The sequence below is a fragment of the Enterobacter sp. CGMCC 5087 genome, from assembly GCF_003144775.1.
GTDB lineage: Bacteria > Pseudomonadota > Gammaproteobacteria > Enterobacterales > Enterobacteriaceae > Enterobacter > Enterobacter cloacae_M.
Window position 1 is genome coordinate 15,010 of the sequence record NZ_QFXN01000022.1, and the last position, 22,152, is coordinate 37,161.

19 protein-coding genes and 1 pseudogene are annotated in these 22,152 nt (G+C 56.9%); 16 read left to right on the plus strand and 4 right to left on the minus strand.

Annotated features, from left to right (window positions below; translation table 11 throughout):
* Positions 1-19: 19 nt before the first annotated feature.
* From DEO48_RS01425 to DEO48_RS01460, 8 genes and pseudogenes are all read left to right on the plus strand, one after another.
* Complete coding sequence (locus tag DEO48_RS01425; protein WP_109844121.1) at positions 20-1,501, plus strand: carboxylesterase; 1,482 nt, start codon at positions 20-22, stop codon at positions 1,499-1,501.
* Positions 1,502-1,596: 95 nt separating this feature from the next.
* Complete coding sequence (locus DEO48_RS01430; RefSeq protein WP_109844122.1) at positions 1,597-2,808, plus strand: diguanylate phosphodiesterase; 1,212 nt, start codon at positions 1,597-1,599, stop codon at positions 2,806-2,808.
* An 88-nt stretch (positions 2,809-2,896) separates the two neighbouring features.
* Entirely contained in the window at positions 2,897-3,787 is an 891-nt protein-coding gene (locus tag DEO48_RS01435) for an aminoimidazole riboside kinase (protein WP_109844123.1), read from the plus strand.
* 173 nt (positions 3,788-3,960) lie between these two features.
* The gene (locus DEO48_RS01440) at positions 3,961-5,478 is read left to right on the plus strand and encodes a carbohydrate porin (RefSeq protein WP_109844124.1); all 1,518 of its coding nucleotides are present in this window, start codon (positions 3,961-3,963) and stop codon (positions 5,476-5,478) included.
* Positions 5,479-5,544: 66 nt separating this feature from the next.
* Positions 5,545-6,915, plus strand: coding sequence for a sucrose-specific PTS transporter subunit IIBC (locus tag DEO48_RS01445; protein ID WP_032656958.1), 1,371 nt, complete (start codon positions 5,545-5,547; stop codon positions 6,913-6,915).
* On the plus strand, positions 6,915-8,321 hold the full coding sequence (locus DEO48_RS01450) for a sucrose-6-phosphate hydrolase (RefSeq protein WP_109844125.1): 1,407 nt from the start codon (positions 6,915-6,917) through the stop codon (positions 8,319-8,321). Before DEO48_RS01445 ends, DEO48_RS01450 begins: the two co-directional genes overlap by 1 nt.
* Positions 8,322-8,349: 28 nt before the next feature.
* On the plus strand, positions 8,350-9,366 hold the full coding sequence (locus DEO48_RS01455) for a LacI family DNA-binding transcriptional regulator (RefSeq protein ID WP_109844126.1): 1,017 nt from the start codon (positions 8,350-8,352) through the stop codon (positions 9,364-9,366).
* Positions 9,367-9,455: 89 nt separating this feature from the next.
* Positions 9,456-11,004, plus strand: a pseudogene (locus DEO48_RS01460) (methyl-accepting chemotaxis protein).
* Between the two features lie 167 nt (positions 11,005-11,171).
* Here the strand turns inward: DEO48_RS01460 and DEO48_RS01465 are convergent.
* Positions 11,172-11,963 (minus strand): hypothetical protein, encoded by a 792-nt coding sequence (locus tag DEO48_RS01465; protein ID WP_109844127.1) that lies wholly within the window; start codon positions 11,961-11,963, stop codon positions 11,172-11,174.
* A 166-nt stretch (positions 11,964-12,129) separates the two neighbouring features.
* Between DEO48_RS01465 and DEO48_RS01470 the strand changes: the two genes are divergently transcribed.
* The 7 genes from DEO48_RS01470 (at position 12,130) to dsbG (ending at position 17,458) form a co-directional block, all read left to right on the plus strand.
* Positions 12,130-12,369, plus strand: a complete 240-nt coding sequence (locus DEO48_RS01470; RefSeq protein ID WP_045399879.1) for a hypothetical protein — start codon at positions 12,130-12,132, stop codon at positions 12,367-12,369.
* Positions 12,370-12,525: 156 nt separating this feature from the next.
* A complete protein-coding gene (locus DEO48_RS01475; RefSeq protein WP_025756496.1) occupies positions 12,526-12,945 on the plus strand; it encodes a hypothetical protein in 420 nt (139 codons plus the stop codon).
* Between the two features lie 5 nt (positions 12,946-12,950).
* Complete coding sequence (locus DEO48_RS01480) at positions 12,951-13,511, plus strand: RNA polymerase sigma factor (protein ID WP_109844134.1); 561 nt, start codon at positions 12,951-12,953, stop codon at positions 13,509-13,511.
* A gap of 87 nt (positions 13,512-13,598) precedes the next feature.
* Positions 13,599-13,967, plus strand: coding sequence for a hypothetical protein (locus DEO48_RS01485; protein WP_039266435.1), 369 nt, complete (start codon positions 13,599-13,601; stop codon positions 13,965-13,967).
* A 47-nt stretch (positions 13,968-14,014) separates the two neighbouring features.
* A complete protein-coding gene (locus DEO48_RS01490) occupies positions 14,015-16,039 on the plus strand; it encodes a protein-disulfide reductase DsbD (RefSeq protein ID WP_109844128.1) in 2,025 nt (674 codons plus the stop codon).
* Positions 16,040-16,046: 7 nt separating this feature from the next.
* Entirely contained in the window at positions 16,047-16,658 is a 612-nt protein-coding gene (locus DEO48_RS01495; protein ID WP_109844129.1) for a DsbA family protein, read from the plus strand.
* A gap of 41 nt (positions 16,659-16,699) precedes the next feature.
* Positions 16,700-17,458, plus strand: a complete 759-nt coding sequence (gene dsbG, locus DEO48_RS01500) for a thiol:disulfide interchange protein DsbG (RefSeq protein ID WP_109844130.1) — start codon at positions 16,700-16,702, stop codon at positions 17,456-17,458.
* A gap of 39 nt (positions 17,459-17,497) precedes the next feature.
* Here the strand turns inward: dsbG and DEO48_RS01505 are convergent, their stop codons facing one another.
* Entirely contained in the window at positions 17,498-18,790 is a 1,293-nt protein-coding gene (locus DEO48_RS01505; protein WP_109844131.1) for a glycoside hydrolase family 10 protein, read from the minus strand.
* Positions 18,791-18,797: 7 nt separating this feature from the next.
* Positions 18,798-19,085, minus strand: coding sequence for a VF530 family DNA-binding protein (locus DEO48_RS01510; protein ID WP_045415848.1), 288 nt, complete (start codon positions 19,083-19,085; stop codon positions 18,798-18,800).
* Between the two features lie 172 nt (positions 19,086-19,257).
* Here DEO48_RS01510 and DEO48_RS01515 point away from each other — a divergent pair, with 172 nt between their 5' ends.
* Positions 19,258-20,709, plus strand: a complete 1,452-nt coding sequence (locus tag DEO48_RS01515; protein WP_109844132.1) for a hypothetical protein — start codon at positions 19,258-19,260, stop codon at positions 20,707-20,709.
* Between the two features lie 41 nt (positions 20,710-20,750).
* Here the strand turns inward: DEO48_RS01515 and DEO48_RS01520 are convergent.
* On the minus strand, positions 20,751-22,152 hold a 1,402-nt coding region (locus tag DEO48_RS01520), incomplete at its 5' end, for a UbiD family decarboxylase (RefSeq protein WP_109844133.1).

The following is a 22,152-nucleotide window of genomic DNA, read 5'->3' on the forward strand; positions in this document are numbered from 1 at the left end:
ATATAAAAGGGATCCCGGCATGGCAAATCTGCCCTGGCGAGTCAGCGTGCGCCTGATGGCGCTTGCAAAGAAAATAGGGATTGTCGTCGGGATCGTACTGGTCGTCCTGCTGGCGGTTCGGGTCAATCTCTCGCAGCAGGGACCGGAACTGCACCTCTGGCATACCTGGCGGGCCGATGAGATGTCCGTGCGCGAGATGGATAACGCCGATTTTGCCGGGTATATCGCCCGGGAAAACGCCATTTTCGCCGATCTTGATAATGCGGTGACGGCGAAAACAGAGGGCGAGGAACGTACGCCGTTAAACCGCTATTACCGCCAGAGCCTGGTATGGCCGGGACAGTTTACGCCCGATGCCAACCGCTCCTTTGTGCTGATGCCTGCCGGAAAGCCGCGCGGCGCGGTGGTGCTGCTGCACGGTCTGACGGACTCGCCTTATAGCGTCCGGCGCCTTGCGGTGAACTATCAACAGCACGGCTTTGTGGCCGTGGTCCCGCGCCTGCCCGGGCACGGCACCGCGCCCGGCGCGCTGACGGACGTTGACTGGGAGATGTGGCTCGCGGCGACGCGTCTTGCGGTGCGGGAGGCCACGCGTCTGGCGGGCGAGGCTGCGCCTCTGCATCTGGTGGGCTACTCCAACGGCGGGGCGCTGGCGATGAAGTATGCCCTCGATGCGCTGGACGCGCCTTCGCTGCGTAAACCGCAGCAGGTGATACTCCTCTCACCTATGATTGGCGTGACGGCCTTTGCGCGGTTTGCCGGTTTCGCCGGGTTACCGGCGCTGCTGCCGGCGTTTGCCAAAGCGGCATGGCTGAATATCTCTCCGGAATATAACCCGTACAAATATAACTCGTTCCCGGTGAACGCCGCCCGCCAGTCATGGCTTCTGACGAAGGCTCTGCAGGAGCAAATCGGCCGCGAGGCGCGGGAGAACAGGCTGGCGAATTTGCCGCCGATCCTGGCGTTCCAGTCGGTCATGGATTCCACGGTCAGCACCCGCGCGGTGGTGACCGGCCTGTTTGACCAGCTTCCGGCAAACGGCAGCGAGCTGGTGGTGTTTGACATCAATCAGGCAGCCAGCTTCCGTCCGCTGTTCAAACCGTCGTCGTGGACGGCAACTTCGGCGCTGCTGCCGGTTGCGCAGAGGCGTTACGGTGTCACGATTATTACCAATGCCAGCGAGCACAGTTTCTCGACGGTGGCGAAGATCACTCCGCCAGGCAGCACCCGGGAGACGGTCGTGCCGCTTGCGCAGGCCTGGCCGCAGGATGTCTATTCCCTGTCGCATATTGCGGTGCCGTTCCCCCCGGATGACGATCTCTATGGCCGTGAGCCTGGGGTGAAAAACCGCTACGGCATCAGCCTGGGGACAATTGCGCTATGGGGCGAAACGTCAGTGTTGAGCGTCGGAAAAGAGGCGCTGATGCGGGTCACCTCGAACCCGTTCTACGACTATATGCAGGAGAGGATCGACAGCCGGATTGGCGATGGGGAAAAGTAACGTTCCCCTGTGGTGTGAATATGTTAGGTTGCATTGATTAAGTATGTTAAATAGTAGCTTCAAGGCACCACTCTTTCTCATCGGAACCCATTTTTGTGCTGACGACTCTGATTTACCGAAGCCAGTTGAATTTATCCCGCCCCTCCACCGAGCTGCGGGAACTGGTGGAGCGCGCCCGGATCCGCAATGCCAGTCTGAATATCACCGGGGTTCTGCTTGCAAAAGGCAGTGACGTGCTGCAAATACTCGAAGGGTCGGAAGAGAGCGTGCTTAAGCTGTTCCATAAAATCCGTGACGACAAGCGGCACAGTGGAGTGGTGGAGCTGATGCGGGACTATGGCCCGCGCAGACGCTTCGAAAACGTCGGTATGCTGCTGTTCGATCTGCAGACGCAGTCACCGAAAGAGGTGCTGCAGTCGGTTCTGAATTACAGCAAGCTGGAAAGCTATCTCACATCCGATGACCGGGTGTTCAAATTTATCCAGACGTTTATCACAGGCAAACGTCCGGCCCTGTCGGGTGCACGCTACGTACCTGAAAAATGGACGCTTTCATCCGAAGCGTTGCCCTTTGGCGAACACCTGGGGCTGATGGCCAACCAAACCTGTCAGTTTGCGCTTCAGCCCATCGTTGAGCCCTCGGAAGGGAAGATCAGTTCGCTTGAAGCCCTTATTCGCGGCAACGAAGGCGGCAGCCCGGAGCATTTCTTCAGCGCCCTCGACCCGGACAAAATCTACGAAGTCGATCTCCAGACGAAAGCGTATGCCTTTGCTCTCGCGGAAAAGCTGGGCATTGGCAGCCATAAGATTGCGGTAAATCTGCTGCCGATGTCGCTGGTGAATGTCCCCAACGCTGTGGAATTCCTGGTCAGCGAGATAAAAAAACATGACCTTCAGCCGGAGCAGGTGGTCATTGAAGTGACGGAAAACGAGATGATCTCCGGCTTCAACCAGTTTAATAGCGCCATCAAGCAGCTTCGCGGTGAGGGGATTGGCCTGGCGATCGATGATTTCGGTTCCGGCTATGCCGGTCTTTCGCTGCTGACCCGCTTTCAGCCGGATAAAATTAAGATTGACCGGGAGATAGTCAGCGATATCCACCTCAGCGGCCCGAAGCAGGCGATTGTGCGTTCCATCGTCAGCTGTTGCTCCGATCTCGAAATTACCCTGGTGGCGGAAGGGATCGAGAAGATAGAGGAGTGGTGCTGGCTCGAGTCTGCCGGGATCCGCCGCTTCCAGGGCTTTTTGTTTGCCCGCCCGCAGCTTAATGGCGTCGGTGATATTCACTGGCCACATCTGGTGCGTTAGCCAATTTTCCTCCCGCGTTATTTCCCCTTCGCCTTGCCTGTGCTTAAATAGCTAAAACGGTTTAATATTGTTTAGCTGCGAGGAAAGCATGAAAAAAATCTGGGTACTTGGCGATGCGGTAGTGGATTTGCTGCCCGATGGAGAAGGCAGATTGCTGCAGTGTCCCGGCGGCGCACCGGCAAACGTTGCGGTCGGTATTGCCCGGCTGGGCGGCCAGAGCGCCTTTATCGGCAGGGTTGGCGACGATCCCTTCGGGCGCTTTATGGCGAAAAGTCTCGCTGACGAAAAGGTTGACGTGAAGTCTATGCGCCTTGACCCGGCGCACCGCACCTCAACGGTGGTGGTCGATCTCGACGACCACGGCGAACGCTCGTTTACCTTTATGGTGCGCCCGAGCGCCGATCTGTTTCTCGAATCCGCCGATCTGCCGACGTTCAGCGCCGGGGAGTGGCTGCACGTCTGTTCCATCGCGTTAAGCGCAGAGCCGAGCCGCTCCGCGACGTTTGAGGCGATGGCCGCCATTCGCGAAGCGGGCGGCTATGTCAGCTTCGACCCCAATATTCGCCCGGATCTCTGGCCGGATGAGAACGCGCTGCGCCGCTGCCTGGAGCTGGCCCTGCAGAGCGCCGACGTGGTGAAACTCTCCGTTGAAGAACTGGCGTTTTTAACCGGAGATGTCGAGGTTAACGTCGGTCTGGACGCGCTGATGGCGCGCTGCCCGGCGCGTCTGGTGCTGGTCACCCAGGGAAAAGAGGGGGTGATCGCCTGGCATGACGGCGCCGTGGAGCACTATCCGGCAACGCCCGTTGAGTGTGTCGATACCACCGGCGCGGGCGATGCTTTCGTGGCGGGGCTGCTCTACGGGCTGGCTGCCGGGCAGGACCTGACGCCGGTCATCGCCTTAGCCCAGCGCTGCGGCGCATTAGCCACCACGGCCAAAGGGGCGATGACTGCATTGCCCTGGCAGCACGATCTGTAATTCCTTCCTCCACTGGCCGCCATCCGGCGGCCTGAATTGTCGCCTCGATCACACTTACTAAAACGGTTTAGCAAAAAAGATTGCCGATCCAAAATTCAGAGGTTTAGTATCAGCAACCTAAACCGGTTTAGCAATTTAGCACTTTTAATGACTTCTTTTAGGGATGCGACAAAATGTATAAAAAACGCAGACTTGCCGTGATGATAGGCATGCTGGCCGGAAGTACCTCTGTTTTTGCCCAAACGGATATGACAAGTATCGAAGCGCGTCTTGCCGCGATGGAGCTGCGCCTCCAGGCGGCGGAAACGCGTGCGCAGGTGGCTGAGAAACGCGCCACGGATGCGGAACAAAAAACGCAGCAGCTGGTTGCCGCGCAGCAGCAGACGCAAACGACCACCCAGGCGGTGGCGCAGCGCACCACCGCGCTGGAGAAGAAGGCGGATCAAAGCAGCGGGTTTGAGTTCCACGGCTACGCCCGTTCGGGCCTGCTGATGAACGATGCGGCCTCCAGCAGCAAAAGCGGTCCTTATCTGACCCCGGCCGGAGAAACCGGCGGCGCGGTAGGGCGTCTGGGTAATGAAGCCGACACCTACGTCGAGCTTAACCTGGAGCACAAGCAAACTCTGGATAACGGGGCCACCACGCGCTTCAAAGCGATGCTGGCCGACGGTCAGAGAACCTATAACGACTGGTCAGCCGATACCAGCGATCTCAATATTCGCCAGGCCTTCGCGGAGCTGGGCAACCTGCCTGATTTTACCGGCGCGCTGAAGGGCAGCACCTTCTGGGCGGGTAAACGCTTCGACCGCGACAACTTTGATATTCACTGGCTGGACTCCGACGTGGTGTTCCTCGCCGGTACCGGCGGCGGCGTCTACGACGTGAAATGGAACGATTCGCTGCGCAGCAACTTCTCCATCTACGGCCGCAACTTCGGCAGCGTGGAGCAGACCGACAATAACGTTCAGAACTATATCCTCAGCATGAATCACTTCGCCGGACCGTTCCAGCTGATGGTGAGCGGCCTGCGGGCGAAGGATAACGACGACCGTAAAGACACCAACGGCGATCTCATCAAAACCGACGCCGCCAATACCGGCGTTCATGCCCTGGTCGGCTTGCATAATGAGAGCTTCTACGGCCTGCGGGAAGGGACAGCCAAAACGGCGCTGCTGTACGGTCACGGGCTGGGTGCGGAAGTGAAAAGCATCGGTTCCGACGGCGCGCTGCTGTCTGAGGCGGATACCTGGCGCTTCGCAAGTTACGGTGTCACGCCTGTCGGCGGCGGCTGGAGCGTTGCGCCCGCCGTCCTGGCGCAGAGCAGTAAAGATCGCTACGTCAAGGGCGATAGCTATGAGTGGGTTACGCTCAACACCCGTCTGATTAAAGAGGTGACGCAGAACTTCGCCCTGGCGTTTGAGGGAAGCTATCAGTACATGGATTTAAATCCGGAAGGCTATAAGGACCGCAACGCCGTCAACGGCAGTTTCTACAAGCTGACCTTTGCGCCGACGTTAAAAGCGAGCAAAATCGGCGATTTCTTCAGCCGTCCGGAGCTGCGTCTGTTTGCCACCTGGATGGACTGGAGCAGCAAACTGGATCATTACGCCAGCGATGATGCCTTTGGCAGCAGCGGCTTCAACGCCGGCGGGGAATGGAACTTTGGGGTCCAGATGGAAACCTGGTTTTAACCCATCACGCTCCCGCTTTGCGGGAGCGTTTCGCACATCATAAAAAGAAGTCAGGCAGAGGTATCTATGGATTTTAATCAAATCGCCCGCGAGCTTATTCCGCTGCTCGGTGGCAAGGAAAATATCGCCAGCGCGGCGCACTGCGCAACGCGTCTTCGTCTGGTGCTGGTCGATGACGCGCTTGCCGATCAGCAGGCGATCGGCAAGGTCGACGGCGTAAAAGGCTGTTTTCGTAACGCCGGACAGATGCAGGTGATTTTTGGCACGGGCGTGGTCAACAAGGTCTACGCCGCGTTTATTCAGGCGGCGGGGATTAGCGAATCCAGCAAGTCGGAGGCCGCGGACCTGGCGGCACGCAAGCTGAACCCGTTCCAGCGCATTGCCCGTCTGCTCTCCAACATCTTTGTGCCGATCATTCCCGCGATTGTGGCCTCCGGCCTGCTGATGGGCCTGCTCGGCATGGTGAAAACCTACGGCTGGGTCAATGCGGATAACGCTCTCTACATCATGCTGGACATGTGCAGCTCCGCGGCGTTTATCATTCTGCCTATTCTGATCGGCTTTACCGCCGCGCGGGAATTTGGCGGTAACCCGTATCTTGGCGCGACGCTGGGCGGCATTCTGACGCACCCGGCGCTGACCAACGCCTGGGGCGTGGCCTCCGGCTTCCACACCATGAACTTCTTCGGCCTTGAGATCGCGATGATTGGCTATCAGGGCACGGTGTTCCCGGTGCTGCTGGCCGTCTGGTTTATGAGCATCGTGGAGAAAAATCTGCGCCGCGCGATCCCGGACGCGTTAGATCTGATCCTGACGCCGTTCCTCACCGTCGTTATCTCCGGCTTTATCGCCTTGCTGATTATCGGCCCGGCGGGGCGCGCGCTGGGCGACGGCATCTCCTTTATCCTGAGCACGTTAATTGAACACGCGGGCTGGCTGGCCGGGCTGCTGTTCGGTGGGCTTTACTCGGTGATTGTGATCACCGGTATTCACCACAGCTTCCACGCGATTGAAGCCGGTCTGCTGGGCAACCCGTCGATTGGCGTGAACTTCCTGCTGCCGATCTGGGCCATGGCGAACGTGGCGCAGGGCGGCGCCTGTCTGGCGGTGTGGTTCAAAACCAAAGATGCCAAAATTAAAGCCATTACCTTACCGTCGGCGTTTTCTGCGATGCTGGGCATCACCGAAGCGGCTATTTTTGGTATCAACCTACGCTTCGTGAAACCGTTTATCGCCGCGCTGATCGGCGGCGCGGTGGGCGGGGCCTGGGTGGTATCTGTTCATGTTTACATGACCGCCGTTGGGTTGACCGCTATTCCGGGCATGGCCATCGTGCAGGCCAGCTCGCTGCTCAACTATATTATCGGTATGGTGATTGCCTTCGGCGTGGCGTTTACCGTCTCACTGCTGCTGAAATATAAAACGGACTCTGAATAATGACGTTACCTTCCCGCTGGCCTGCGATCCTGCAGGCCGTTATGAAAGGCCAGCCGCGGGCTCTGGCGGATAGCCACTATCCGCAGTGGCACCCCGCGCCGGTGACGGGGCTGATGAACGATCCCAACGGGTTCATCTGGTTTGCCGGGCGCTACCACCTGTTCTATCAGTGGAACCCGCTGGACTGCGAGCATCGGTTTAAATGCTGGGGGCACTGGAGCTCTGCGGACCTGGTGCACTGGCAGCATGAGCCGCTGGCGCTGATGCCGGATGAAGAGTATGACCGCAACGGCTGCTACTCCGGTAGCGCCGTGGACAATCACGGCGTTCTGACCCTGTGCTACACCGGCAACGTTAAGTTTGATGACGGCAGCCGCACGGCCTGGCAGTGCCTCGCCGTGGAACAGCCGGACGGGACCTTTAAGAAGCTGGGGCCGGTGCTGGCGCTGCCGGAAGGCTACACCGGCCACGTGCGCGACCCGAAGGTGTGGCAGCACGACGGGATGTGGTACATGGTGCTCGGCGCGCAGGATCTGCAAAAGCGCGGCAAGGTGCTGCTGTTTACATCAGCCGATTTGCACGCCTGGACGTCCTGCGGGGAAATCGCCGGTCACGGCGTCAACGGCCTGACGGACGCGGGGTATATGTGGGAGTGTCCGGACCTGTTCGCCCTCGACGGAACGCACGTCCTGATCAGCTGTCCGCAGGGGCTGGCGCGCGAGCCGCATCGCTATCTCAACACCTATCCGGCGACCTGGATGAGCGGGGCGTTTGACTATGAAAACGCCGCGTTCGATCACGGCGAGCTGCACGAGCTGGACGCGGGCTTTGAGTTTTACGCACCCCAAACGACCCTGGCGGAGGACGGACGACGCATTCTGATCGGCTGGATGGGCGTACCGGACGGGGAAGAGATGCTTCAGCCAACCCGGACACACGGCTGGATGCACCAGATGACCTGCCCGCGCGAATTACGCTATCGCGACGGCAGGCTCTGGCAGATCCCGGCTCGCGAGCTGGCGGCGCTGCGTGAAGATGAACAGCGCTGGCAGGGGCGCGCCAGCGAGGCACCGGACCTGGACGCGACGCGGCTGGAGTTTGAGCTGAGCGCATCGCAGGTGAATGTCGATTTTGGCGGCGCGCTGCGTCTCATGGTCGATGAGCAGGGTATACGTCTTGAACGCGCGAGCCTGAAAACCGGTGAAACGTTGACCCGCTACTGGCAGGGCGACGTCACTCACTTATGCGTTCTCTGCGACCGCTCCAGCGTTGAAATCTTCATCAATCACGGTGAAGGGGTAATGAGCAGCCGCTATTTTCCTGACCATCCGGCCCGGGTGCGATTCGAAGGTGCGTCCGATATCACATTACGCTACTGGTCGCTGCGCGCCTGCATGATAGAATGAGGGTTTTGGCAGCCGGATCTAAGTCGTTGTGAGAAAAACAAAACGCGTCACCATTAAAGACATCGCGGAGCTGGCGGGGGTGTCAAAAGCCACCGCCAGCCTGGTCCTGAACGGGCGTAGCAAAGAGCTTCGCGTGGCGGAGGAGACGCGCGAGCGCGTGCTGGCGATTGCAAAAGAGCACCACTATCAGCCCAGCATTCACGCCCGGTCGCTGCGCGATAACCGCAGCCACACCATTGGTCTGGTGGTTCCGGAGATCACCAACTACGGTTTTGCCGTGTTTTCTCACGAGCTGGAAACGCTGTGCCGCGAGGCGGGGGTTCAGCTGCTGATCTCCTGCAGCGATGAAAACCCGGGGCAGGAGACGGTGGTGGTGAACAACATGGTGGCGCGTCAGGTTGACGGACTGATTGTGGCCTCCAGCATGCTTAACGATGCGGACTACCACAAGCTGAGCGAGCAGCTGCCCGTTGTCCTGTTTGACCGCCACATCAACGACAGCGCGCTGCCGCTGGTGATCACCGACTCCATTACCCCGACGGCGGAACTGGTGGCCGACATTGCGCGCCAGCATCCGGATGAATTCTATTTTCTCGGCGGCCAGCCGCGCCTTTCTCCGACGCGCGATCGTCTGGAAGGGTTTAAGCAAGGTCTACGAGAGGCTGGCGTGGAACTGCGCCCCGAGTGGATCATTCACGGCAACTATCACCCGAGCTCCGGGTACGAGATGTTTGCTGAACTCTGCGCCCGTCTGGGGCGTCCGCCGAAAGCGCTGTTCGCCGCCGCCTGCGGGCTGCTGGAAGGGGTGCTGCGCTATATGGGCCAGCACAACCTGTTGCAAAGTGATATCAGGTTAGCCAGTTTTGACGATCACTATCTCTACGATTCGCTGACGATCCCGGTGGATACGATTCGTCAGGATAACCGCCAGCTTGCGTGGCACTGCTTTGATTTAATTAGCAAATTGATCGAAGGGGAGACGCCGCAGCCGTTGCAGCGCAAGCTCAATGCCACCCTGCAGCGACGCTATAAGTCAGCGAAATAGCCCGGTTCGATACTTCAATAACTTTAATTAATTTAAGTTTTGGAAGAGCCGATAACCATAAGGAATAATTCTCCTTGAGGTATTGGTTTATGTCGTTGAAAAAGTCGTCCCTGATCGTTCTGTTCTCGCTGCTTTTCTTCTTTGTTGTCAGCACCGTGACCAGCGTTGGCCTCATCATTAAAAGTAATAATTCCCTGGATAACGTCAACAAAGAGATCCAGGTTGTGCTGTCCATTATTGACCCCATCAACCACAGCCGTACGCTGCGCGTGCGGGTGATGGAGTATGTGAAGATGGTGGAAGCGGGCAACTCGGCAGACGGGGCTGCAAAGCTAACCGCCGTGAAAGAGGCGCTGACCAAAGCGGACCACGCCTTTGCGGCCTTTATGGCTTCGCCGCGTCTGACGGATGAAGCGCCGCTGGTGACTGCCTATCAGGACGCCTGGCAAAACTACCGCAACCAGGGGCTGGCGCCGCTGATCGATGCCGCCGAGGCGCACGATGTGGCCAAATTTAACGCGCTGATCCCGGAAGTCTCCCGCCTCGACCGCCAGTACGAGATCGTTCTCGACCAGGTCCTTTCCGTCCACCAGAAATACGCCAAAAGCCTGAACGAGGATGCGAGCAGCAATTTCGTCTCTGGCCTGGCCATCATTGCCGCTATCGCCAGCCTGTTTGTGGTGGTGATTGTCGCCGTCAGCCTGCTGATGAAGCGCTTTGTCTTTGCGCCGGTAAACCTGGCGCGAGCACTGCAGCCAGATTGCGGCGGGCAAGCTGGACGTTCCGGTACCGGTCAAGGGGAGCGCACATAACGAAATCGATCATCTTATGAGCTCAATGGAGCAGATGCGTCAGGCGCTGCTGGCGACCATCGCCCAGGTGCGCGATGCGAGCCATACCGTAACGCACGCGGCGCAGGAGATTGCCTCCGGGAATATCGACCTGGCGTCACGTACCGAACAGCAGGCTTCCGCGTTGACCCAGACGGCGGCCAGCATGGAAGAGCTGAGCGCGACGGTGGCGAACAATACCGACAACGTTTATCAGGCCGGAAAGCTGGTGCAGGACGCGGTGAAAAATGCCCACACCGGTGAAGCGGTGACCCGTGAAGTCATCGACACGATGAATACCATAGCGGCGAACTCGAAGCGCATCGAAGACATTACCAGCGTGATTAACAGCATCGCCTTCCAGACCAACATTCTGGCGCTGAACGCTGCGGTTGAAGCGGCGCGCGCCGGTACGCAGGGTCGCGGCTTTGCGGTCGTGGCCAGCGAGGTACGCACCCTGGCGCAGAAAAGCGCGGTGGCGGCGAAGGACATCGAGAGCCTGATTGCGCAGTCGGTTTCCAGCGTGAAAAACGGTGCGGAGCTGGTGAGCCGCTCGGGCGAGGTGATTGACTCGATTATTTCGTCAGTGAATAAAGTGAATACGCTGATGGAGCAGATCTCCGTCGCCTCCGAAGAGCAGAGCCGCGGGATCGGCCAGGTCGGCCAGGCGGTGACCGAGATGGACGGCGTCACCCAGCAGAACGCCGCGCTGGTGCAGCAGTCCGCCGCGGCAGCGGCATCGCTGGAAGAGCAGGCGCAGCAGCTTTCGCGGAGTATTTCGAGTTTTAGGTTGCCGGTGCAGGCTTGATGGTATCAGGGGAGGCTCCCTCTGGAGCCTCGCCGTTTACTACCTCCACTAATGGACATCTCAGAAAATGCATGGAGTTATAACGGGTACACTTACAGTCGCAATACCCCCTTACAGAGCCATTATCGAAAGCTACCTTTCTGTGAAAGGCGGCTTTATACTTTTATCTATGAACTTTGATTTTGCATCGATAATTTATAATTTACGACATGAGTGCTGGCGCGATTGAATTGGTATAATGAAAATCCCCACAAAACGCTAGTGATACAATAAATGTAAGAAATAAGCCTTAGCGTATTTTTCCTGCTATTTACGGACTGGATTTCTTTTTCAAGCCACCATTTATACGACAGTCTATCATCAAGTAGCTTCGTGCATGCTATAGAGAACATTGAGTCCTTAGCGATTGAGTTCGGGATATTCTTGCAATCCTCTTTACTATGAACGGCGGCGTTATCAATGGATCTGTCAAGTGATGTTATGATCAGCTTTTCTTTAGAAAGGTAATAACTAAATTCCTTATAGTCGATTTTTACGAATCCATCTACAATCTTGGTTTGCTCAATCCATGCATAATTCCCCATGATAAATATAACCAGTCCCATTAGATAGGATAAGATTAATTTCTTTTTCGACATCTTTATGGTGATGTCTCCCCATGAACTGGTAAATAAAAACCATGATGGTTTTAGTACCCCCTCATTTAACCCTCTTTGTATTAGTCTTGCGTCGTTTAAATTGGTGGTGTTAATTCCATTGGTTATTTTGAATAGTTGGATATCAAACCATTTGTCATCAAGTTTTTTCATTCTTGCATCTGAGTAACCAATTGCCAGATAGCGAAAGACAAATCTTAGTAAGTTAGACATTCCATATGCTCTATTCACAATCACGATAAATACAGCGACATAGATAAAGTAAATTATAAAATCCTTATTTTTAAAGTTTTCAAAGAACATTTTGGCGCCTCAATATTAGGTGGTAATTCATAAATCGGCAGTTGTTAGCAAAACTTTAATGCCTCGGGCGGTCTGCAATTAATTAATTTTGTGACATTTTATACAACCTTGCATTATCATTACCTTATTATCAGTGATCATGATTGAGAAAGGGGCAACAACGAAAATGGGAAAGCGCAAGAGTGCTCTGGTTTATGTCCTGACCGTCATTATATTTCTGCTTATTATTCCTGAGATCATTTTGCGTGTATGCACGTCCGAGCAACTTGGCCGTATCAGCGACTTCACCAGTTTAGGTGGCTTGTTAAATCCACTATTATCCTTGCTTATCTTCCTGGCACTGGTGTCAATCATACTGGCCGTTATTGCTATCGCACTGGTTAAGCGAATTCTTCGTACGAGATGATTTGCCTGCAAGCGACTCATAGCGCCCGCCAGCCGTTACCGCTATGAGTCCAAATCGTCAGCCCAAAAATTTTTATTCCCCCCAGCAATATTTCCATCCCTCATCCGTCTACCTCATCACAAGCCATAATCAGTTACTGTAAACGAGGTAAACACCATGAGAGATTTTGAAATGCACGGCAGAGGTCACGGGCGCGGATTCGGTCGCCACCGTATGGGTAAGGGCTTAGTCATCGGCGCGGTGATTTTCATCGTGCTCGGCCTGCTGGTGATGTCCTTGTGGAACGCCTTGCTCCCGGCCATTCTCGGCGTTAAGGCTATTGGCTTCTGGCAGGCGCTGGGCATTCTGGTGCTGAGCCGCATTCTGTTTGGCGGGTTAGGTTTCCGCCCGGGGATGTTTGGCGCGCACCGCCGCATGCACGAGCGCTGGATGAACATGACGCCCGAACAGCGCGAGGCGTTTATTCAGCAGCGCCGCGAAGGGTTTGGTCGCCACGGTCGCGGCCACTGCGGCTGGCACGGTCATCGTGACGATAAGCGCGACGACGCCACGCCAAAAGCGCCGGAAGCAGAGTGAGCGAAATGAAAGCCGGGGAGGCGGGCGGATCCATGCTGATGTCGGCGCTCAATGCCTGCCGCGCCCGGCTGACAGCCTTCATTCGCGGACGGACCTCTGTTCGCGATGATGCCGACGACATTTTGCAGGAAGTCACCTATCAGCTGATGAAAGTGGAGCAGCCGGTCGAAAACGTCGCCGCCTGGCTGTTCCGCGCGGCGCGTAACGAGATGACCGACCGGGCGCGTAAAAAGCGCGAAGTGTCGCTCTCCGGCTATTTTACGGGCGTAGACGAAGAGGGTTTCCCAGAGGACGAACTGGCAGAAACCCTGTTCGGCGTACCGCACACGCCGGAAGAGGAGTACCTCAAGACGCTGCTGTGGGAAGAGCTGGGCCAGGCGCTGTCTGAACTGCCGCCGCCGCAGCGCGAGGTGTTTGAAAAGACCGAACTCCACGGCTACAGCATTAAAATGCTGGCAGAGGAGACGGGCGCCAGCGAGCAGGCGCTGTTATCCCGCAAGCACAAGGCGGTGCTGTTTCTGCGCACGCGGCTGCGGGACGTCTATGACGCGCTGACGGGCGAATAGCGGCGACAGACAAAACCTTACACTTCCGACACTTGTAGATTCATCACTATCGTTTATGATCGGGGCGTCTTGTCACTCTGGAACGTTATGCGCAACCGTCAGCTCCTCGGAAAATGGCTTTTGATTATCACCTGTCTCGCGATGGCGCTTTGCCTCGTGCAGCGTGCGGTGATGCTCAACCATTTTTTACAGGGACTGGATCCGCAGATTTCTCTGAGTGCTGATGCCCCAACGCAAACCAGCACCGAGCAGTCCGGGCCATCGCCCTGTCAGCTAGGCGCTCACTCGCTTCTCTGCGCCCAGCCGCTGTTCTTCGACGGCGCGCTACCGGCCATTATTATCTTCTTCGCGCTGCTGCAGCTGTTTACGCAAGGGCGGGCATTGGCTCCCGCAGAACAGCCCGTTCAGGCACCGCCTCCCCGAATACACCTTAAAAACTGCGTTTTCCGTGAATGAAAATCATCGTCCTCACACGATAATTTTCACTGTTCACGGAGTAAAACATGGTTAACCTCTTCAGGGGATTCGTCTTCCTGTGGCTGTCCTGCATCGGCATTGTCCATGCGGCAGACACCGGCTGGCAGGTTTCCCCACAAAACGATCACGCCCGCATCCGCTTTCAGGCGGAGAGGGAGCAAACGCACGTTAAAGGCCTGCTCACCGTTGAGCTAAAGCCCGGCTGGAAAACCTACTGGCGATCGCCGGGCGAGGGCGGCGTCGCGCCAAAAATCAGCTGGCCGGAAGGCGTAACGGATAGCTGGTCCTGGCCGGTCCCGTCGCGCTTCGATATCTCCGGCATGACCACGCAGGGCTATCACGATAAGGTCGCTATCCCGATTACGCTCGACGGGGTGAAGGGTGACACGCTCGACGGGACGCTCACGCTCTCGACGTGCAGTAACGTCTGCCTGCTGACGGACTACCCGCTGCATCTCGATTTTACCCAGCCGGTGGACGAGGGCTTCCGCAGCGAGTTCGAGCAGGCGATGCGTGCCGTGCCCGGTACGTCAGGCGTATCCGCGGATCTATCCGCCTGGCTCGCTGGCGACAAGCTGGTGATTACCGGCACGACGGACGGGAAGTGGGATAACCCGGGGATCTACTTTGACCCGCTGGAGGGTGACATTCTTCCCGGCGAGCCGGTCATCAAACACGACGGCAATACGCTTCGGGTGACGGTACCCGTGACCGACGAATGGGGAGACAAGCCCGCCTCGCTGGAGGGCAAGAGGCTGTCGTTTGTGCTGACCAGTGGTGGTCACGCGCAGCAAACCACCATGAGCGTTGGCGCGACGCCCGTAGCGCCCTCTGCGCCTGAAGGGGCGGGCAAAATGGTGCTCTTTGCGCTGCTGGGCGGGCTGATCCTCAACCTGATGCCCTGCGTGCTGCCGGTCATGGGGATGAAGCTTAACAGCATCCTGCAGGCGGGATCGGACAGGCGCGCCATCAGGCTGCGCTTTCTGGCCACCAGCGCCGGGATCCTTACCTCCTTTATGCTGCTGGCGGGAATGGTGACCGCGCTGAAGCTGGCCGGGGCGTCGCTGGGGTGGGGCATTCAGTTCCAGAACCCGTGGTTTATCGGCCTGATGGTCGCCGTCACCTTCCTGTTTGCGCTGAACCTGTTTGGCGTGTTTGAGATGCTGCTGCCTTCCGCCGCTACGGGACGGTTGGCTACGGCAGGTGGCGCGGGGATTGGCGGCAGCTTCTGCGAAGGGATGTTCGCCACGCTGCTGGCGACGCCGTGCTCCGCGCCGTTCCTCGGTACGGCGGTCGCCTTTGCCCTTGGCGCGCCGCTGCACGCCCTGTGGCTGATCTTCCTGATGCTCGGCGTGGGCATGAGTCTGCCGTGGCTGTTCGTTGCCCTGGTACCGAAAACGGCCATGCTGCTGCCGAAACCCGGCCGCTGGATGAATACGCTAAAAGTCGTTCTGGGCCTGATGATGCTCGCCTCCAGCCTGTGGCTGGCGACATTGTTAAGCGTGCATCTGGGCGAGGCGGTCAGCCAGATTGTGATGCTGGTGCTCATCGCCGTCGCGCTCGCGCTGTTAGCCCTGAAGGGGCAAAAACCCTCACCGCTGTTCTGGCTCGTGATTATCGCGTTGTCGGCGCTCGGCGGATATCAGGCGCGCGGGCTGCTTAACGCGCCGCCTGACGCTCCGGCGCAGAATGCCGCTCAGTCCATCCCGTGGCAGCCGCTCAGCGAGGAGGCCATCCAGCAGGCGCTGGTACAGGGGAAGCGGGTGTTTGTGGATATCTCGGCGGACTGGTGCGTGACCTGCAAAGTTAACGAGCATCGGGTGCTGAATCAGCCGGACGTCATTGCCGTGCTGCGCAAGCCGGACGTGGTGGCCCTGCGCGGAGACTGGAGCCAGCCGTCCGCGTTTATCGCGGATTTTCTGGCGAAGCGAAACCGTTACGCTATTCCGTTTAACGCGGTGTATGGCCCCGGCCTGTCTGACGGCGAAATCCTCTCGCCGCTGCTGGACAAGCGCACCCTCATCACCACCCTGAACAACGCAAAAGGCTAACTGTGTTATGAAAAAAATCCTTATTACGCTTCTGCTCCTGCTGGCCCCGGTTCAGGTGTTCGCTGCCCAGCCGCTGACGCCGGACCAGCAGCAGCGTGCGCAGAAGATGATCGCTGATTTCCTGTTTAACGATCCGAACTCACCGCGCATCGGCGCGAAAAACCCAAAGCTCACCCTGGTTGTGTTTACCGACTACAACTGCCCGTACTGTAAAAAATTCGATCCGTACCTGGAGAAGATCGTCGAAAAGCATCCGGACGTCGCGGTGGTCTTTAAATTTTTACCTTTCCGCTCGGAAAGTTCGCTAACCGCGGCGCGCGATGCGTTAACGCTCTGGCGTCAGGATCCGGGGCAGTTTATGAAGCTGAACCATACTCTGATGGCGAAGAAGGGCTACCACGATGACGCCAGCATTCAGGAGGCGCAGAAGCGGGCGGGCGTGAGCGTCACCGCGCCGGATGACGAGAGCCTGATGACGATCAAGCGCAGCCTGATCGTCGCGGAAAAAATGGGGATCCAGGGCACGCCCGCCACGCTCATCGGCGAGGGACTGCTGCCCGGCTGGGTGCCGTTTGAACAGTTCGACGAAATGGTCAGTGACGCACTGAAAAACCGCTAACCTGAAGGGGGCGGAATGCCCCCGACAAACCGGAGAGGGAAATGAAAAAATTACTGTTACTTTCAGCGCTGGCGACGTCAGGGCTGGTGCAGGCCGCTGAAGCCATACCGGACGTGGTGAAGCACTTCGGCGAGCAGCAGAACATTAAAATCATCAAGAAGCTGGATGCGCCCGGCGGCGCGCCCGCCTGGCTGGGGCAGTATCAGGATATGGGCGTGACGCTCTTTTTAACCCCGGACGGCAAGCACGTCATTTCAGGCTATCTTTATGATGACAAAGGAAAAAACCTCAGCGAAGGCTATTTCCAGAAAGAGATCTACGCCCCGATGGGCCGCGAGATGTGGAAGAACCTCAACGCGGCGCATCCCCTGAAGGAAGGGGCGGATAACGCTCCGCGTAAAGTCTTTGTGTTTGCCGATCCGTTCTGTCCGTACTGCAAGCAGTTCTGGGCCGAAGCCCAGCCGTGGGTGAAGGCGGGCAAGGTGCAGCTCAACACGCTGCTGGTGGCGTTTCTCAACCCCAACAGCGGACGTAACGCCTCGGCGATTCTGAATGCGACGGATCCGGTTTCGGCCTGGCGCGAGTACGAGCTGTCCGGTGGGAAAAAATTACCGAAACCAGAGGGCGAGGCTTCCCGCGAAACGGTAGCGATCCTGCAGAAGCACCAGGCGCTGATGGACAGCCTGGGCGCTAACGCCACGCCGGCTATTTACTATCTGAATGCGGAAAATGAGCTGCAGCAGGTGGTCGGTATGCCGGATGCGCAGCAGCTTGAGGCGATGTTCGGGCCGAAGCCGTAAAAAAACAGGCAGAAACGGGGCGTTTCTGCCTGATGGCATTTAGCTTCCCCAGCGTCCTTTCAGGTAGTTCACCGCCTGCTGCGTCTGCGGCTGGTTCAGGTAATCTTCCCGGAACAGGATGGTGCCGTTCACGTTGGGCAGCGAATCGTTGAGATCGAGCTGTTTTTTCAGCTCCGGCACGCCGCCCTGAACCGTCCAGTCCGGTTCGTTTCTCGACGGCTCGCCCACCTTGTAGAACGCAATGCCGATATACAGGCGAGTGTGGGTCGGCTTAACGACGTCGGCCCACCATTTGGTCAGCACGTCGTAGCGCGCGGCGTCCCGGGAGAAGGGCCAGTAAATCTGCGGAGCGATGTAGTCGAGCAGGCCCTGCTGAACCCACTGACGCGTATCGGCGTAGGATTCATCGTAGGCCGCGGCGCCGCGGGTGTCCGAGCCTGCCGGGTCAAAGGAGCGGTTACGCCACACGCCCGCCGGGCTGACGCCAAACTCAACGTCGGGCTTAGTCTGTTTAATCGCGCGGGAAACCTGGACGATCAGCTGCTGCGTGTTGTGTCTACGCCAGTCGGCCTTTGAGGCAAATCCCTGGCCGTATTGCCGCCAGGTCTGCGAATCATTGAGCGCGGACCCCGGAGATTCGGCGTAAAAGTAATCATCGAACTGCACGCCGTCTACCGCGTAATTCGACACCACTTCGGTCACCACTTTGGTTATCCAGTCGCGCACTTCCGGAATGCCCGGGTCGAGCACAAAGCGGTCGCCCGAGATGCGCACCCACTCAGGGTGCTGGACATAGACGCTGGACGGGGTCTGATAGGAAGTGCGGTTCAGGGCGGCGATGGTTGACGGTTTGGTGTTGGTCGACACGCGGTACGGGTTGAACCAGGCATGGACCTTCATGCCGCGCTTGTGCGCTTCATCCAGCATAAACTGCAGCGGATCGTATCCCGGATATTCGCCGATGTTGCCCGTCAGCATATCCGACCACGGTAAAATTTTGGATGACCAGAGCGCCGTGCTGTCCGGCTTCACCTGGAAAAACACAGTGTTAATACCGAGGTGCTTAAGATTGTCGAGCTTGCCGATCAGCGCCTGCTTCTGCATCGCGATGCGCTGGTCCGCGCTGCGGCCATTCACCGAGGCCACCGGCGGCCAGTCGAGACGCGAGACGGTCGCCAGCCAGATGCCGCGCATCGGCTGGTTTGCCTGCGGCGTCGGTTTACTGACGTTGGGGAGTGGGGTAACCAGCGATTTGGGTGGTTTGGAGGAGCAGCTCACAAGTAAAAGCGCGCAGGCAGCCAGCGCACCGATCCGTTTTACGTGTCGCGTCATTTGCGTATTAGCTCTTGATAATCCGACTGTTGGCCCAGGGATTAAAGGCGGGCGCCGCCTGCGCTGTATTTCCCTCATCGTTGAGAGAGTCCAGATACAGGGCTTCCACTTCCGCGCGCGCCCATGGGGTGCGGCGCAGAAATTTCAGGCTCGATTTAACGCTGGGGTCTTTTCTGAAACAGTTAATTTTGATGCGGTCGCCCAACTCGCTCCAGCCATATTTCGCCACCAGGGCGTTGACCATCATCTCCAGCGTTACGCCATGCAAAGGATCTTTGGAAATATGTGCAGTCATAGGTGTCCGGATGTCTCAATGTTTGTGGGGGCAGGGTTACCGGTGAAAGGGTACAAGAAAGTGGAGGAAGCGGCAACAAACCTACCTTATTTGAGCGTCAAGAATTTTACCCAGAACGGTATAATAAAGATGGTTCACTAACCTACTATTTGCGTTCAGGGAAAAACAGAGTATGGAAAAAAATGGGAACGTCTTTACCTGGTTTGAGGTTTCGGCGCAGTCCGTGATTAAAAGAGATAACAAAAAAAAAGAAATTGATGCAATAAAAGCAAGCAATAAGGAAAAAGGGATCACAAAAAGAATTCTGTATCCCTCCTACGAAATTGTCTGCATTGATTATGATCCACAGGGGGACATGGAGGATCCAGAGAAAAGGCTCATAGCCGAAACGTCTCTGCTTGCAACCCCTGGGGCACTGGAATGTGGATATTCGCAGTGTATTGACTGGAAGGCTGACGGTATTTTAGATGAAGGAATTTATAAGCGGATTGGCTTCTACACACGTACCAGATTAAGACTTGCCGGGTCATGCATTGAAATAAGCGATGGCAAGGCCTTCAAAATGCGAAAGTTTTACCAGTGTATCGAGTCTTCCGAAAAATCCACCCTATCATTTATTCTCGGCGGTTTTTTCTGCTATCAGTCGGCAAATTACTGGCTTAAGTCCAGACATGAGCAGATAAAACATTTGATTCACGCGGGGCTAATTAAGAAAGCCTCTTTGCAGTTTTACCCGGATGAAGATAAACGAAAAACGCCTGATTATCTTATCGAGACCCAAGAGGGGAAATGGCATGTTTTTGAAAGTAAAGGGGGCGAACATACTTCACGATGGCAGAGAATAGAAGAGGCGGTCGCACAATTAGACAGCGTTACTCAGATTGTCCGCAAAAGTGGAACGCCTGAAAAAATCATTACCTTCGTCTGTACTCATACGTCGATCGATGCAGATAAGGATATTACTATCGACGTTGTTGATCCTGTTCCGGAGCGCGCGCGACCCCTTATTATCAATCCCGATATTTGCGTCCTTCTCTCAAAGCTAACATTAATCAGTCTTTTCGATACGCTGTCTATCATTAAAACAAGCCGTATACAAAAGCTAACCGGAATGGATGACTGGGTATTCGTGTATGCGCCAGAATATGACAACATTAACTTTGGCATTTCAGGAATGTGCTTAGGTTTTAAGAGAAAATTAAAGTTAAGACTTGGGGTATACCTTCTGATAAAAGAGATAGTCGATCTTAATCTTGCCAAAGATAAGATCGGTGTAAGTATCGCAGAAGTTAAAGAAAAACTCACTGCATCACGTTCTTCTCAAGTAAAAATACGCAGAGTAATTGGTGCCTTAACTCCCTTTATGCGAAGAAAAATATCCCACGAAAATTACGGTGATTACTTTAATGCATTATCGGAATATCTAGCACTTCCAAAACTAACAAAAAAAATCCTGGAGGAAGAGACACGATTAGTTAATGATTTACCGGAAATCATTAAGAAACACCGCTCGCCATGGGGTGGACTAACTCGCAAGGCTCCGTTACCGGGCAATGACGATCCCTGGGCACTGGCGCATATCAATAAACAGAAAAAGCTGCGGATGAAACCCAAAAACCGATAAGGGTATAACGATAAAGGCCACATTAACGTGGCCTTTTGTCATTATTTCTCGTTAAACAGCTCCGGCGCCCACGGACGAGGATCCACCTCCATAAACGGCGCGCGCTCGAAGCGGTCCTTCAGCGCCCACGGCACCGTGCAGTCGAAGATGGTCTTGCAGGAGATGCCGTTTGCACGAATCGAGGTGCTGTAATCCGGCGACTGGGACGGATCCAGCTGGTGACCGCGGATCCCCGGAATATTGGTGATGCTGACATCGCCCTGCATGCGGGTGGTCATCGCCCACAGGATGTCGTCGCTGTCGAAAATATCCACGTCTTCATCGACCAGAATGATGTTCTTCAGCTCCGAATAGGTGGCTAAGGCAATGAGCGCCGCCTGGCCCTGACGTCCTTCGTCTGACGGCTGGCGTTTTTTCACCTGCAGGATCCCGAGGAATTTACCGCCGCCCGCGGTATGCGCATAGACGTTTTGCAGGAAGCCCGGAATCGCCTCTTCAACGGCATTGCGGATGCTGGCCTCCGTCGGTAAACCGGCCAGGGTGGTATGCTCTTCTCCCGGTCCCACCAGCGTTTGCAGGATCGCGTGGTTTCGCATGGTCACCGCTTTCACTTTGATCACCGGCAGGGACGGGTTCGCCTCGCCGCAGTAGCCCGGGAACTCCGGCATCGCGTGGCCGGTATTGGTGTGCTGATCTTCTCTTACGCGCACGCCCGGCAGCAGTTCGCCCTCGATGATGATTTCCGCTCGCGCGATTGCTTTCTCTTTTACCGCCACGCCCTGCACCAGTTCGACCGGCTGCTGGCGCAGCGCCCCGGCGACGCCCAGCTCGTTGTAGCCAAACGGCGTGGTGGGCGCCTCAAAGCACGCGCCGATATAGATGGCGGGATCGAGACCCATATTGATCGTCACCGGCAGCGGCTTCCCGGCCTCTTCCGCCTTTTTGCGGAAGACTTCAATGTGGCGACCGGCGGCAAGGAACATGGAAAGCTCGTCGCGCTCCTGGACGCAGAGGCGGTGAATGGTGACATCCGTCAGCGAGCTGTCTTCCGGATCGCTTGCCAGCACCAGCCCCAGACAGAAGAACGGGCCGGCATCAATCGGCGTGTTTGTCGGTGCCGGAAGCAGCTTGCGCAGGTCGAAGTCAGGATCGTCTGCGTAGAATACCTGTTCCTGGCAGGGCGCCTGCGAGGCCGGAACGACAACCGGCGCAACCGGCTTTTTCACCGCCTGGCCGACGTGTTTTGCCAGCTCAGAGGGCTCGCAGCCAAGAAGCAGCGCCGCGCGCTCGCGGCTGGCGTGCATGCCCACCAGGATGCGGGAGCCGGGATAGCCCTTCACGCTGTTAAACATCATGGCCGGGCCAGTACGGGTAGGACGTTTTACCGTGCCGCCCGCGCCGATATGGCGGTAGACTCCCGCCAGCTCCGCGTTGGGATCGACC

Excerpts from the sequence above, each read along its gene's own strand:
- DEO48_RS01425 (WP_109844121.1), top strand. The coding sequence starts at position 20 with ATGGCAAATCTGCCCTGGCGAGTCAGCGTGCGCCTGATGGCGCTTGCA.
- DEO48_RS01435 (WP_109844123.1), top strand. The coding sequence starts at position 2,897 with ATGAAAAAAATCTGGGTACTTGGCGATGCGGTAGTGGATTTGCTGCCC.
- DEO48_RS01440 (WP_109844124.1), top strand. The coding sequence starts at position 3,961 with ATGTATAAAAAACGCAGACTTGCCGTGATGATAGGCATGCTGGCCGGA.
- DEO48_RS01445 (WP_032656958.1), top strand. The coding sequence starts at position 5,545 with ATGGATTTTAATCAAATCGCCCGCGAGCTTATTCCGCTGCTCGGTGGC.
- DEO48_RS01450 (WP_109844125.1), top strand. The coding sequence starts at position 6,915 with ATGACGTTACCTTCCCGCTGGCCTGCGATCCTGCAGGCCGTTATGAAA.
- DEO48_RS01465 (WP_109844127.1), bottom strand. The coding sequence starts at position 11,963 with ATGTTCTTTGAAAACTTTAAAAATAAGGATTTTATAATTTACTTTATC.
- DEO48_RS01470 (WP_045399879.1), top strand. The coding sequence starts at position 12,130 with ATGGGAAAGCGCAAGAGTGCTCTGGTTTATGTCCTGACCGTCATTATA.
- DEO48_RS01475 (WP_025756496.1), top strand. The coding sequence starts at position 12,526 with ATGAGAGATTTTGAAATGCACGGCAGAGGTCACGGGCGCGGATTCGGT.
- DEO48_RS01480 (WP_109844134.1), top strand. The coding sequence starts at position 12,951 with ATGAAAGCCGGGGAGGCGGGCGGATCCATGCTGATGTCGGCGCTCAAT.
- DEO48_RS01485 (WP_039266435.1), top strand. The coding sequence starts at position 13,599 with ATGCGCAACCGTCAGCTCCTCGGAAAATGGCTTTTGATTATCACCTGT.
- DEO48_RS01490 (WP_109844128.1), top strand. The coding sequence starts at position 14,015 with ATGGTTAACCTCTTCAGGGGATTCGTCTTCCTGTGGCTGTCCTGCATC.
- DEO48_RS01495 (WP_109844129.1), top strand. The coding sequence starts at position 16,047 with ATGAAAAAAATCCTTATTACGCTTCTGCTCCTGCTGGCCCCGGTTCAG.
- dsbG (WP_109844130.1), top strand. The coding sequence starts at position 16,700 with ATGAAAAAATTACTGTTACTTTCAGCGCTGGCGACGTCAGGGCTGGTG.
- DEO48_RS01505 (WP_109844131.1), bottom strand. The coding sequence starts at position 18,790 with ATGACGCGACACGTAAAACGGATCGGTGCGCTGGCTGCCTGCGCGCTT.
- DEO48_RS01510 (WP_045415848.1), bottom strand. The coding sequence starts at position 19,085 with ATGACTGCACATATTTCCAAAGATCCTTTGCATGGCGTAACGCTGGAG.
- DEO48_RS01515 (WP_109844132.1), top strand. The coding sequence starts at position 19,258 with ATGGAAAAAAATGGGAACGTCTTTACCTGGTTTGAGGTTTCGGCGCAG.